The sequence below is a fragment of the Lyngbya confervoides BDU141951 genome, assembly GCF_000817775.3.
GTDB lineage: Bacteria > Cyanobacteriota > Cyanobacteriia > Thermosynechococcales > Thermosynechococcaceae > Lyngbya > Lyngbya confervoides.
On the sequence record NZ_JTHE03000114.1, the window covers coordinates 1 to 12,244 of the forward strand.

Annotated in this window: 12 protein-coding genes, 1 tRNA gene and 1 pseudogene; 8 read left to right on the top strand and 6 right to left on the bottom strand. The window is 50.6% G+C overall.

Features of this window, described 5'->3' with window-relative positions; translation table 11 throughout:
• Positions 1-461 precede the first annotated feature (461 nt).
• Positions 462-851: a hypothetical protein gene (locus QQ91_RS20075; protein ID WP_166283498.1), complete on the top strand. Its 390-nt coding sequence runs from the start codon at positions 462-464 to the stop codon at positions 849-851.
• A 282-nt stretch (positions 852-1,133) separates the two neighbouring features.
• Here QQ91_RS20075 and QQ91_RS20080 read toward each other — a convergent pair whose 3' ends face one another.
• The 3 genes and pseudogenes from QQ91_RS20080 to QQ91_RS20090 all read right to left on the bottom strand — a co-directional run.
• The gene (locus tag QQ91_RS20080) at positions 1,134-2,012 is read right to left on the bottom strand and encodes a Uma2 family endonuclease (RefSeq protein WP_166283500.1); all 879 of its coding nucleotides are present in this window, start codon (positions 2,010-2,012) and stop codon (positions 1,134-1,136) included.
• Positions 2,013-2,127: 115 nt separating this feature from the next.
• Positions 2,128-2,316 (bottom strand): site-specific integrase, encoded by a 189-nt coding sequence (locus QQ91_RS20085; RefSeq protein WP_166283502.1) that lies wholly within the window; start codon positions 2,314-2,316, stop codon positions 2,128-2,130.
• Positions 2,317-2,508: 192 nt separating this feature from the next.
• Positions 2,509-2,859, bottom strand: a pseudogene (locus QQ91_RS20090) (type I restriction-modification system subunit M N-terminal domain-containing protein); the annotation flags it as partial.
• 199 nt (positions 2,860-3,058) lie between these two features.
• On the opposite strand from QQ91_RS20090, the gene QQ91_RS20095 reads away from it, so the two are divergent.
• The 6 genes from QQ91_RS20095 to cls all read left to right on the top strand — a co-directional run bounded on the left by QQ91_RS20095 (position 3,059) and on the right by cls (position 7,304).
• A complete protein-coding gene (locus QQ91_RS20095) occupies positions 3,059-3,784 on the top strand; it encodes a hypothetical protein (protein ID WP_166283504.1) in 726 nt (241 codons plus the stop codon).
• A 154-nt stretch (positions 3,785-3,938) separates the two neighbouring features.
• Positions 3,939-4,145 carry a helix-turn-helix transcriptional regulator gene (locus QQ91_RS20100; protein WP_236096236.1) on the top strand — a complete coding sequence of 69 codons (207 nt, stop codon included), beginning with the start codon at positions 3,939-3,941 and terminating at the stop codon, positions 4,143-4,145.
• 162 nt (positions 4,146-4,307) lie between these two features.
• Positions 4,308-4,583: a hypothetical protein gene (locus QQ91_RS20105; protein WP_166283508.1), complete on the top strand. Its 276-nt coding sequence runs from the start codon at positions 4,308-4,310 to the stop codon at positions 4,581-4,583.
• Between the two features lie 76 nt (positions 4,584-4,659).
• Positions 4,660-4,734, top strand: a tRNA-Pro gene (locus QQ91_RS20110).
• 313 nt (positions 4,735-5,047) lie between these two features.
• A complete protein-coding gene (locus tag QQ91_RS20115) occupies positions 5,048-5,842 on the top strand; it encodes an endonuclease/exonuclease/phosphatase family protein (protein ID WP_166283510.1) in 795 nt (264 codons plus the stop codon).
• A 13-nt stretch (positions 5,843-5,855) separates the two neighbouring features.
• Positions 5,856-7,304 carry a cardiolipin synthase gene (gene cls, locus QQ91_RS20120; RefSeq protein WP_166283512.1) on the top strand — a complete coding sequence of 483 codons (1,449 nt, stop codon included), beginning with the start codon at positions 5,856-5,858 and terminating at the stop codon, positions 7,302-7,304.
• A 29-nt stretch (positions 7,305-7,333) separates the two neighbouring features.
• Here cls and QQ91_RS20125 read toward each other — a convergent pair whose 3' ends face one another.
• Positions 7,334-9,595, bottom strand: a complete 2,262-nt coding sequence (locus QQ91_RS20125) for a serine/threonine-protein kinase (protein WP_166283514.1) — start codon at positions 9,593-9,595, stop codon at positions 7,334-7,336.
• 284 nt (positions 9,596-9,879) lie between these two features.
• On the opposite strand from QQ91_RS20125, the gene QQ91_RS20130 reads away from it, so the two are divergent.
• Entirely contained in the window at positions 9,880-10,128 is a 249-nt protein-coding gene (locus QQ91_RS20130) for a hypothetical protein (RefSeq protein ID WP_166283516.1), read from the top strand.
• Between the two features lie 194 nt (positions 10,129-10,322).
• Here the strand turns inward: QQ91_RS20130 and QQ91_RS20135 are convergent, their stop codons facing one another.
• Both QQ91_RS20135 and QQ91_RS20140 read right to left on the bottom strand, forming a co-directional pair.
• Positions 10,323-10,511 (bottom strand): hypothetical protein, encoded by a 189-nt coding sequence (locus QQ91_RS20135; protein WP_166283518.1) that lies wholly within the window; start codon positions 10,509-10,511, stop codon positions 10,323-10,325.
• Between the two features lie 255 nt (positions 10,512-10,766).
• Positions 10,767-12,244 (bottom strand): putative bifunctional diguanylate cyclase/phosphodiesterase (locus QQ91_RS20140; RefSeq protein WP_166283520.1); only part of this gene is annotated, 1,478 nt, incomplete at its 5' end.

Consider the following 12,244-nt stretch of genomic DNA (forward strand, 5'->3'; position numbering starts at 1 on the left):
AGTCCACCCGCATTAACCCGCTGATTTTATCCCTCAGCCTATCAATGTGAGCACTCGATTAAGGTGCGATTACCCTGCACAAAAGTCCTTAGACTCTGTCCGCCGAACTCAAGAAGAAGGCACTCGCCAATTGATAGAAAGCATTGTGAATCCTAAAAGTTATTTCGATTAATTAAGATGTATTCAGTAAATCATAAACCTAGTCATTTTGACAATGGAAAGTTAGGTTGGGGCTAAGCAGCTTAGGTGATCTGAATCTTAAAATCCAATGCCAGTAATGGATCATAGCCTGTTTTCTGTATAAATTTCTGATTGAGGATTTAAACGCTCACCTCCTAATGTGAGTTTACGAAATTTCTTGAATCTATATCCAAGATCTCCTCCTTTTTGGGAGAGTTTGAGGGTTCTTGACGTCAAGGTATCCAAATGTGGTGGTCAGAAAAAATCAGACGTTTAAATATATGAGAAAAATTGTTGGCTTTTTCGCATCTGTTAGTTTTCTTATATTTGCAGACCATGCTTTTGCAGAATCGCCACTGCTAATTTATGGCTCTCGAGGAAATGGGTTGCGAGGCATTGTTTTTCTGGGCTGTGTTAACTGTAACAAATTTGATGAGGATGCTTTGGCTAATCAATTTGGTGAGTTTGGGAGCCAATTTTCTCCCAAAAGTATCTATAATAGGTTCGGCGATTTTGGGAGCCAGTTTTCTAATGTTAGTGCGTGTAATCCTATCGCAACAAATCCCCCAGTGATTGTTGATCAAGAAGGTAACTTTCAGGGCTACCTAACTTTGAATAGGTTTGTTAACGGGACGGTAATTGATCCTAGAATTTTAGGGGCTTGCCTATAAAATTCTGTGTCTAAAGTTATCCTTTCACTCTTTTCGCACCTCTATGGGCTATCCTTTAGGCGCAATTTTCTTCACAAACAGGGGAAGACCTAAAATACATGCTGTTTGTGGAATTCAGAGGCTCCCAGAATTTGGGCAGCGAGGAAAAGGCTGCGATCGCGTTCCAGAACTGAGTCAGAGGTGTAACAAGAAACAAAGAAAAACTCAGCTCATTCGGTGAAGCGGATCTGCGATCGCCCCTAAAGTCTCTGCCTGAAAAATATTGTATCGATCGCTCCCCGATCACACCTCATCTGGATCGATGCCAAGTTCCCTGAGCCGTTCCGCTAATCGATCTGCCCGCGATCGCTCTTGTTCAGCCTGTTGCTCAGCCGCCTGACGTTGTCGCAATTCCTGCTCAGCGCGCGATCGCTCTTGTTCAGCCTGTCGCTCAGCCGCCTGACGTTGTCGCAATTCCTGCTCAGCGCGCGATCGCTCTTGCTCTGTTTCTGTTAGAACCCATTCCCCACCCGCGTCATACCAACGTAACCAAGGCCGCGTTATCCCTTCATACTCTCCATTCCAAAGCCCAATACCGATGCCAAGGTCATTGAACCAAAATCGGTCATCTGTGATGCTTTGCTCCTGGTATACTCCGTCCTTCAACAAGAATATCCATAGCTTGTCCTGGTATCGGTCATAGACAATGTAATGGGGCACCTGCAAAATTTGCTCATAGACCTCCCATTTAGTCGGTGTCCCGTTCTGCTCTCGTCGGATTTCACCCAAGTCCGCCATTGCTGTTCCAGGGGAGATGAGTTCAACCACAATGCTGGGTCCGGCTTGCTCATCCCAAACGACATAGCTCAAGCGTAAATCTCGTTGATCATAGAGCCGAGGTACACCCAGCACCGCAAACCAGTCCGGGCGCTTGTACCACCGAGAATGCTCTAAGTCATAGTATAAATTCATATCTGCCCCCGTAAAGATTTCCTCTTTGGGAACATCAGGCAACTTCAGGGTCGTGCTTAAGAGTTGGGGTTGTAAGTAATGAAACTCGTCCGGCAAGCCTGGCTCCTGGGGGTCTTCGCTGGGTAAGTCATACATCGTCGGCCAGTCTTTCTGGGGGGGCTCCACCGAAAGATTGGACGGTTGCTCATAAAACTGTTTGGCCGTGGTCATCGTGACCTCGCTGAATCTGAGCTAGAAATCGTGCCTCCATTGTACCGCCTCTGTCTGAAAGGCTAAACAGCACCCTGATCCATCAGAGCCGCGACAATTCTTCCAGCGATCGCCCTCAATCCCCTCCAAACGCCTCATAAAACTGCCGTTCTGCCTCAACCTCCAATGCTCGCTTGGAATAGCGACCAAACGGTTTCTCGGGCTTATGCCGCGTAATCTGCCGCGCCAGCATGAGATCCACTCCCTTCAACACCAGATTCGTCGCCATTGTGTGCCGCCCTCGGTGGGGGAAGGAGTGACTCACCCCCGCCATCTCCGCGATGGTCTTCGACCGGCCTATGCCCTACAGGCAGCAAGCAACGGCCATCGCCTTCACAGTCTTGTAAACCCCGCTGTAGTTCAGCCGCTGGCCATAGCTGTTCCGGGAATGCGACAGCAGCAGCGGCGAGTCTCCGTCCACGGGCAACTCCTGCGATCGCCGCCAGTTGAGGTAATTGTCGATCGCCTCCATCGCCTCATCTACCCGCTGACCAATATCCGGCTGTTTCGCCTGGGCTTGCAAGGCCGACCATCGCGCCTCCGAGAGTGCAAAAAACACATTCTCTGCCTTGTACTCATCGGGATCCTCCGGATCAGCTCCCTCGTATTCTCCCTCCCCTGCAATCAACCGTTCATGCAAATATTCAAAGGCATCCGAAATATAAATATATTTAAGGAAGATCAGCCCCAAAACAATATGCTTATATTCCGCTGCATCAATGTTTTTCCGTAACTTATCCGCCGCCTTCCAAAGCTTTTGCTCTAACGACTCATTATTTTGAGATTTTGCTTTACGGGCTTTTGGCATATCGGAGAAATTGAGGACGACTGTATTTACCCTAGGACTCAAGGGTTAAGATAAGCAAGACTTACCCACAAACTGTATTATTTTCACAGAATTTGCCGACTGAGTTAGAGGTGATGACCCAGACTGAAATTTCTAGCTTGTTTCGGTGGGTTTAATCCTCAATAATCCTATTTAATCATTGAGTGGAGAAAATCCGTCCATGCAGCATAAGTCGAACCGTCTGGTCTATTCCCCCCACGACCTGATTCAGTTCGTCAATAGTGAGTTTGCCTGTTGGATGGATCGATTCAGCCTGGAAAACCTCGATACAGCCCCCAAGAAAGAGGCCCCGGATGAAATGCTTCAGTCCCTATTGCAGTTGGGCCGGGAGCACGAGCAAAATTTCCTTCAGTCTCTTTTGGAGCAAGGCACTGATGTTTGCCGCATTGACCATCGCGGCGGTTTTAGCGCCACCCAAGCGGCCATGCAGGCTGGACGAGCCTGGATTTATCAAGCCGCCTTGGAAGCCGGGGATTTCCTGGGTTATGCTGATTTTCTCGTGCGGGTGGATGAACCGTCAAACCTGGGTGAATGGAGCTATATCCCTCTAGAGTGCAAACTGGCCCTTCAGCCGAACCCAGATTTTGTCTTGCAATCCTGCTGCTATGTGGACTTGCTGGAGTACATTCAAGGCAAACGCCCGAGCGAATTTCGCTTGCTGCTGGGCGATCGCACCCAAACATCCTTCCCCACCGAGCAATACATTTACTACTTTTACCAAGTTCGCCAAGATTTTCTAGCGATGATGGCGAACTTTGACCCCGACCAGCGCCCCATTCCGGTCGTGGGGAACCACGGTTGCTGGCAGGCGATCGCCGACCAAATCCTGCACCAGTCGGATCCCATGCGAGGGGGAAGAGATTTGCTGGTGTGTTCACGGTTTTAAATCCTTTGTGCTGTGGCGATCGCAGGAGCTTGAAGCGGTGTTGCTCAACTGCATGAGAGGAATATAGCGCTAAACATTTAACGCTATCAACTAATTCACGTGAAGAAATTAGCGCTAGTATAGTGCTAAGAATGTCTTCATGGGAGAAATTTATATGTCACGACTAGCTGAACTCCGAAAGGGGAAAGATTTGACTCAGCGAAACCTAGCCGACTTGGTGGGGGTTGACCCGTCCACTATTCGAAATTGGGAGCGCGATAGAGGTGGAATTGAAACCTTTGTGCGAGTAGCAAAACTCTGCGAGGTTCTTGAGTGTTCCCCGTCCGATCTGTTCCGAGTCGAGGACGCCACCAATGATTGAGTGCCGGGGCAAGCCTTAGAACCCCACACCCTCACTAGGGGTTCCATTTGGGGTTTCAGTCGAAAGCCTCTTGGGGTGGACACTTCAGAGATTTTAGAACCCCGGAACCCCGGCTTCATGGAGGGGCAGAATTACAACTTTAGAAAACTAAGGAGGTGAACCATGGCCACTGCACAACCCGATAGGCTCGACCGGATTGAAGCGCTAGTCGAGACCAATGCCCAAGCAATCCGCTCAAACTCGGAAGCGATCGCCCAAGCTGCCAGTGAACGCCAGGAATTTAGAGAGGTGTTCCAGGCAACCCTGCGAGTGATCGCTGAGATGGGACAGCGCCAGGACGCACAACTTGAGGCCATCCACGCGATGCAATCCGAGATCCGGGGGATGCAGCTAGAGAATCGCCGGATTTTAGATCACCTATTTGGCCCTGAATCTTGATAGGAGGTGCATCAGATTAGGCCACTTTGGATCCTGTGCGGATCGTGGCGTTATTGAGAATACCCAGAAACCTTGCCAGGTTGCGCTTCTGAAGTTTTCAGGAGTTTCGTTCGGGACGAAGGGGTCGCAGGTTCAAATCCTGTCATCCCGATTGTTGCAAAACTTTTAACTGATGAGGCGTTCAGGGAAAACTGACATCCCTGAAGGCCCTTTTGACGTGTTAGGCATGGTCGCTTGTATGGTTTGAGTGCCCTACCGGCGTCACGCAAGAGGGGGGATCTTAAGGCGAAGATTCTGAGGAGAGGGACATCTCTACTTGCTCACGCTAGAAAGCGACAGGCCTGTGCAGGGCGTTCGCAGTAGGATCAAGATCAAGATCTAGGGATGAATCAATATTGAATCGCATGTTATTGCCTGTGCAAACCTGGAGACATCTAACAGGATTGAGTCCTGCAGAGGCCCAGATGGCTAGTTGGGAGCAACCTCCCCCCGTCCCCATCCTGCATCCGCATCTTTGTATTTTAAACTGGAACATTGCGAAGCAAAACTACCAGCTTGGCTGGCAGCAAGAATTTCAGGCAATTCTTCGCCTCTACGATCCTCATCTCGTCTTTTTCCAGGAAGCCTCCCTAAAATGGTCCGGCCTGGATCAGATCTGGGCGAGTCAGGCTGGCGCGATGCTGCCTGCCTTGAACTGGCACTTCACACCGAATGTGATGAATCAGCGGCGAAGGATGGCCTCCGGACTGTTGACGGCCTCAACCGCGGAAAGCATCAGCCAAGTCTGCTTGCATAGTCATCATCGTGAGCCCTTGATCAAAACCCCCAAGGCAGCTCTCATCACCGAGTACCCCATCGCAGGGATGACGTCAACCTTACTCGCGATCAATATTCATGGGATTAACTATGTACGCTCCCACCAGTTCGAGGCCCAGATCCATCAAATGGAGGCCGCAATTTCTGATCATCAAGGCCCCTTAATCTTGGCTGGCGACTTCAACACCTGGCGACCAAAGCGGATGCAGATCTTATTAGATTGCACAATGCGACTTTCGCTCCAGCAGGTGACCTTTTCCCCCAGCTGCCACCAGCAGCTCAAGCGTTTTTTAGGGTCCGACCCCCTGGATCACGTGTTTTATCGAGGGCTACAGCTTGATTCCCAAAGAACCAAGGTCCTCGGAAACTTTACCTCCTCAGACCATACGCCCATGGTCGTCACCTTTGAGATCCCAGGATCCAAAACTGTGCAGGGGGTTTAGCGGGAGTCTGAACATGGTTTTGGGAGGAAGTGATCTAGGCCTCTGGATAATGGGGCTGATGGTGATCCTGTATGGATTCGGGCTGTGGAATGCGATTCATGCGGTGATGAATATCAGAACGCCCCAAGGGGCGATCGCCTGGAGTTTGGCGCTGATAGCCTTTCCATGGATTGCACTACCGCTGTACTGGTTATTAGGACGCTGGCAGTTTCAAGGATATGTAGCGGCCTTCCATCAGGTCTATCAACAACGACAACACGAGGTCCATCGGGGGTATCAAGAGCTTTTAGACTATCTTCAGCCTCCTGGAGATCCCTGGACAGGATTACACCGATTAGCGCAGTCTCTAACGGAAATTTCCTTTACCCGCGATAACGGGGTTCAGCTTCTGTGCAATGGTGAGCAGACCTTCGCGGCAATGTTAGCCGCAATTTCCACCGCTCAAGACTATATCTTTTTAGAAACCTACATCCTGCGGAACGACTGCACCGGAATGCGTTTTCAGCAGGCCCTAATCAAGCAGGCCCAACGGGGTGTTCAGGTGTACCTGCTCTGTGATGCCTTAGGATCTATCCGGTTGCCCCGATCTTACCTGAAAACGCTGCAGAGACAGGGGGTTCATGTAGCCGCCTTTCGCAGTACGCGCAGTTGGCGCGATCGATTCCAAATGAACTTCCGCAATCACCGCAAAATTCTGATCATTGATGGAAAAACTGGATTTGCAGGGGGCTTAAATCTGGGGGATGAATATCTAGGCAAGGTGCCTCGCTTTGGGGCTTGGCGGGACACCCATCTTCAACTTTGGGGACCAGCGGTGCAGAGTCTACAGCTCGCGTTTTTGAAGGATTGGTATTGGTCTAGGGGCAAGATGCCCGCGGCACAGTGGCAGGTGCAGACCCCCTCCCCCTCCGGCAATCACACAGCCCTGGTCTTTCCCACGGGGCCAGTCAACCCGATTGATGACTGCACCTATTTTTTTAGCTATATCATTCATACTGCACAGCATCGACTGTGGATTGCCAGCCCATATTTCGTCCCCAATGAATCGATCCTAACCGCCTTGAAGACTGCAGCCCTGCGAGGCGTAGAGGTGCGCATCCTGTTACCAGCCAAGGCCGATCATCTCCTGGTCTATTTAAGCTCTTTTTCTTATTATCGGGAAATGCAGCAAGCTGGGATTTCCCTCTATCGCTACGAACCCGGCTTTATGCATCAGAAAGTGTTACTCGTGGACGATGCAATGGCGGCGGTGGGGACTGTCAATCTAGATTATCGTTCCTTTCGATTGAATTTTGAGGTGACGGTTTTTGTTATAAACTCAACCTTTGTGCAAGAGGTGGAAGCCATGTTCATCCAGGATTTTGCCCAGTCTCATCCCGTTGATTATCAGCAATATCAGCAATGCTGGATTGGATTTAAAGTGGCCGTCAGCGTGGCCCGGCTACTAGCGCCACTTCAGTAATGAGTACCTTAATCCTAAATAGGGAGTGATTAAGGCGATAAGGCTCGAATTCGAGATCTAACCTCTGCATATTGGTCATTTCGCCCCTGTTCTTGGTATAAACTGGCCGCAAATTCATAGTCCTTTATCGCCCTGGCTGAATTCCCAAGGGCCTCCTGAGTCTGCCCTCGCCCCTGATAAGCCTCTGCAAAAGCAGAATTCAGTCGAATAGCCTCTGAATAATCCTCAAGGGCCTGTTGATGTTTGCCCATTGCTGCCCAGGCATTTCCCCGGTTATTGTAGGCTTCCACATAGTCGGGGACCTGCTGAATGGCCTTGGTGTAATCGTCAATTGCCGCCGCAGCTTCACCGGCATCGGAGTGCGCTAGCCCCCGATGATAATAGGCATCGGCATCGGGATTGATGCGAAGGGCGGCACTCAAATCTTGAATGGCACTGCGGGGATTTCCAAGGGCAAGATGGACAATACCTCTGTGATAATAGGCCTCTCCAAAATCCGGGTTGAGCTTAAGGGCTTGATTGTAGTCGTCCATGGCAGCCTGGGGATTATCGAGATCGGCCTGGGCCAATCCCCGCCCGTAATAGGCTTCTGCAGAATTGGACTCCAGGTTAATCGCCCGTGAAAAATCTGCAATGGCTTTTTTCTGTTGATCAAGAGCATAGTGGGCGAAGCCCCGATTCTGAAGCGCTTCGAAGTTGCGAGGATTCAGGTTAATGGCCTGGGTGTAATCTGCGATCGCCCCCTGCTTATCGTCTAGGGTAAACCGTGCGATGCCGCGACTATTGTAGGCTTCGCCATACTCAGGCTGCCGTTCAATGGCCTGGTCATAGTCCTCGATAGCCTGCGGGTATTCACCTAGATCAGCATAGGCTCGCCCGCGGCTGTGGTGAACCTCCGCGTTGCCAGGATCACCGGCAAGCGCCCTGGTGTAGTCATCGATTGCCTCGGTCTTTTCATCAAGATAGGCATGGGCATTCCCGCGACGATAGTAGGCCTCACTGAAGGTCGGATCGAGTTGGATGGCTCGGGTATAGTCTGCGATCGCCCCTGGGTAATCCCCCTGGTTGTACTTCTCCGTGGCGCGTTGAAACCAAACCTCCGCAGCGGCAGCGGCTTCCCCCGATGGATCTGGGGGAGATCTGAGCGGATCCCCTTGAGTGGGGAGATTCTCTCCCAGCCACGGGCGCAGAGAGGGCTTCAATTCTTGCCAACCCCAAAAGCCTAATCCCCCCACGCCGATCACCCCGAGAACCAGTCCAAGCCACTGCAGAGGCGACCGTAAAAATAGCCGACCTTTTCCGACCGCGTTGGAGGGGCACACCGGGGCCTGGAGAGTCTGAGATAAAGGACGTTCCCTCGGCTTTCCCCCGAGGGGCGAAGGAGCCCCTTCGCCATCGCAGCCCTCCGGCTGCAAAGCCCTCAACACCTCAGCTGCGGACTGAAATCGATCCGAAGACTTAATTTTTAGGAGTTTATCCATGATCCCGGTCAGGTGCGGGCTCAGGGGCTGTTTCAGATACTGTTGCCAATGATCTACCCAGTGATATCCAACCTCCAGAGTTAAGGGGTAGGGCGCCACCCCGGTGATCAACTCAAAGCAGGTCACCCCCAAACTATATAAATCACTACTGGGGCCAGGCTTTTCCGGGTCCTGGATCATTTGTTCATAGGGAGCATACCCCGGCGTACCCACAATGGTCCCAGTTTGAATTTGAGTTACTCCCTGGGATAATTGTCGCGACACGCCAAAGTCAATCAGCATCAGACGACCATCGAGGCGTCGGCGCATGAGGTTAGCCGGTTTTAAATCTCGATGGATTACACCTCTCTCGTGAATGAAGGCCAAAATGGGCAGAATACTCTGGAGTAGATCCCAAATTTTGTCTTCCGAAAAGCATCCTGCCTGCAGTTCCTGCTGCAAATCTTGCCCCTCGATCCATTCTTGAACTAGGTACAACCCCCCCTTTTCTTCAAAATAAGCGTACAACTCAGGAATGAGCGGATGATCCCTCAGGTTCATAAGCTGCTGCGCTTCCCGGCAAAACAACTCGATTACCTTTTGGTCCGTGGCGGTGCCCTGGGGCTGATACTTCAGTTGCTTCACCACGCAGGGTTCGTTGAATTTATCGCGGTCCTGGGCCAGGTAGGTCTTTCCCAGTCCGCCCTCCCCCAGGGGGCGAATAATGGAAAATCGGTCCCGCAATGTCAAAGGAGCGCCACAGTTCATGCAAAATTCCGCATGATCTGGGTTGTCTGGACGTTCACAGTCCTGATTAAGGCAATATCCCATGGCAATAGACTTCACCCGGCGGGGGAGTAGGTCTGCACTTCAAGTATAGGCTGGCAGCCCCATCCTGAGGGGATTAGGGGGGACATCCGCGCCGTCGCCATCCTGGCGTGAACAGGCTTACAAAATCTTAAGCCCCCCGATCAATTGTCAGAGTTTGTAAATTTATTGCGCGAAAAGGGGCGATCGCTCCCTAGTTCTGTAACATTGAATACAGACAAAATGCGTCTTGCTTTAATTCTCGTTCACAATTCAGCCGTTCCTTGATCTGGTAAAGGAGAACGTTCATGTCCTTGCCCACAGCCTATTCTGTCCAACCCCTTGCATCGGAGGCAACAGCCGATCTGAACCCGGAGGGGTATCCGGTTTGCCGTATCACCTACAACCGCGATGCCTGGGTCAAAATGCTTCAGCCCCCGAATGAATACAGTGCTGAGGATGCAAAGCTCCTCTGCCAAGAGTCTGAAAATACCTGGGTTGCCTGGGTCCCCGACCATGGTGAAATTATTCTGGATCGCAGCAATATCTACTGTTAGCAAACTGGAGGCTGAATCAATAGCCAGAGAGATCCGTCCCCCAATCCCGTTCAAACGCAAAGAACCCGCCAGGAAAACCTGGCGGGTTCTTTGCACAGAATTTTTTAGGCCCGACAGCTTGAAAGAGCGTGATGGCCTGAATTCCAGCGGACAAAGGCTAGGCCTAAATTTGTTGAGATTTTGGCCGTTAAAATTTAGTCAATGTATCCCATAAATTCATCGTCCTCTCGCGGGTTGCGATTGCTGGTCACAATGGGACGATTTCCCGGCAAAGGACCTGGCTTGGGTCGGCCCGGAACACGACGGGGTAAATCTGGCAGCTTAGACAAACCACTGGAGGAAGGGGCAGGGCTAGCGGGACGGCGAGGCACAATCTCGGACATGGGTTCTGGGTGGGTTGGGGTATGACAATATGTTAACGATCATAGCCGCTGATGAGAGATGCGTCTAATCATGATTGTTAATGATTGTCATGATTAGACTGTGCGGATGCAGGTTCAAAGTGCCCTAACAGGATTTAGCAGTCAGGTCATTGCAACGGCAAAGCCTGGAATAAGGCAGAAGACAGTATTATATTTCCCCGCCCCTTCCTGGAAATGATCAACAACGAAGCCGTGTTTTGGAGAAAGTGAGTGCCCTCAAGTAATCAATAGCGCCGAAGGCTCATAGAAGAAATATCCTTGCCCCTTCGAGCATCCCAAGCTCTTGAGCTGGGAACACTGCTGATAGGTTTCTATCCCTTCGGCAACGGTATCGAGCCCTAAGGTATTGGCTAAGGTAATGATGGTTCTGATAATTTCCCAATTCTCCAGCTTGGAGTGCATGTTACACACAAATGAGCGATCAATTTTCAGACAACTCACCGGAAACCGATGTAGGTAACTTAAGGAAGAATACCCGGTGCCAAAGTCGTCCAAACAAAGCTGGATGTGCATGTCTCGAATTTGATGGAGTAGGGAGGTGGCCTTTTCTAAATTTTGAATCAGGGCTGTTTCCGTCAGCTCTAGTCGTAGATTTCTGGCGTCTAGGCCCGTATCTTGTAATATTTGAGTCAGGTAGTCTGGCAAAGTTGTATCGGTTAAATGACGACTCGATAGATTCACATTGACGGTTAATGCCTCCGAGTGGCAATGCTTAATTTGCTGATTTTTTAACTGACGGCAGGCTTCGGCCAGGATCCATCGGTCAATTTGCACGATTAGTCCGGTTTCCTCAGCCAGGGGAACAAATTGTGAGGGCAAGAGTAACCCCCGCTGAGGATGCTGCCAGCGAATCAGAGCCTCAAATCCTGTCGGCTTCCCCGTGGCCAAATTGACAACGGGTTGATAAAAAGCTACGAGTTCCTGCTGCTCCAAGGCTCTGCGAAGTTCATTTTCGAGCTGTAGCCGATTAATAGACTCCTGTCGCATCTCTGGATCAAAGACGACATAGCGTCCTCTTCCCAGGAACTTCGCACGATACATGGCGGTGTCTGCATCCCTGAGTAACTGCTCCGGCTCTTCGTAGTCCGTGATATCTAACGCAATGCCAATACTGACATTTGCAAATAACTCTTGATCGATGATTTTAAAGGGAGATCGCAGCTGGTCTTGAATTCTCTGAGCAATTTGTAGGGCTTCCTCTGAATCGGATAAATCCTCCAGTAAAATGGCAAACTCATCACCGCCCAGTCGGGCAAGGGTATCGCAGGTGCGGAGGTTCATCTGAAGACGATCTGCAAAGGCTTTTAAGAGTTGATCGCCGACTAAGTGACCAAAACTGTCGTTAATCAACTTAAACCGATCGAGATCGAGGAAAAGCACCACAATTGACGAAAGGGGCTGCCTTTTTTGAAGCTGTAGGGCATGTTTAAGACGGTCTAGAAATAAGGCCCGATTCGGAAGATTGGTGAGGGAATCGTGAAACGCCTGATGATGTAATTGCTGCTGGGCATGATGACGTTCAGTGATGTCTCTCAGTGAGGCAAGATAGGCAATTTCATCATCCCAAGGAATTTCTGTCACTTTCATTTCAGCCAAGAGACTTCCGCCTCCAGGTTGAATAATGGAAATTTCTGTGGTTTCCCCAGCGGTGCAGGGAATCCCCAGGCAATGATCGAGGAGCTGTTCCTTAGAAC

Coding starts and splice junctions, on each gene's coding strand:
- QQ91_RS20075 (WP_166283498.1), top strand. CDS start 462: ATGAGAAAAATTGTTGGCTTTTTCGCATCTGTTAGTTTTCTTATATTT.
- QQ91_RS20080 (WP_166283500.1), bottom strand. CDS start 2,012: ATGACCACGGCCAAACAGTTTTATGAGCAACCGTCCAATCTTTCGGTG.
- QQ91_RS20095 (WP_166283504.1), top strand. CDS start 3,059: ATGCAGCATAAGTCGAACCGTCTGGTCTATTCCCCCCACGACCTGATT.
- QQ91_RS20100 (WP_236096236.1), top strand. CDS start 3,939: ATGTCACGACTAGCTGAACTCCGAAAGGGGAAAGATTTGACTCAGCGA.
- QQ91_RS20105 (WP_166283508.1), top strand. CDS start 4,308: ATGGCCACTGCACAACCCGATAGGCTCGACCGGATTGAAGCGCTAGTC.
- QQ91_RS20115 (WP_166283510.1), top strand. CDS start 5,048: ATGGCTAGTTGGGAGCAACCTCCCCCCGTCCCCATCCTGCATCCGCAT.
- cls (WP_166283512.1), top strand. CDS start 5,856: ATGGTTTTGGGAGGAAGTGATCTAGGCCTCTGGATAATGGGGCTGATG.
- QQ91_RS20125 (WP_166283514.1), bottom strand. CDS start 9,595: ATGGGATATTGCCTTAATCAGGACTGTGAACGTCCAGACAACCCAGAT.
- QQ91_RS20130 (WP_166283516.1), top strand. CDS start 9,880: ATGTCCTTGCCCACAGCCTATTCTGTCCAACCCCTTGCATCGGAGGCA.
- QQ91_RS20135 (WP_166283518.1), bottom strand. CDS start 10,511: ATGTCCGAGATTGTGCCTCGCCGTCCCGCTAGCCCTGCCCCTTCCTCC.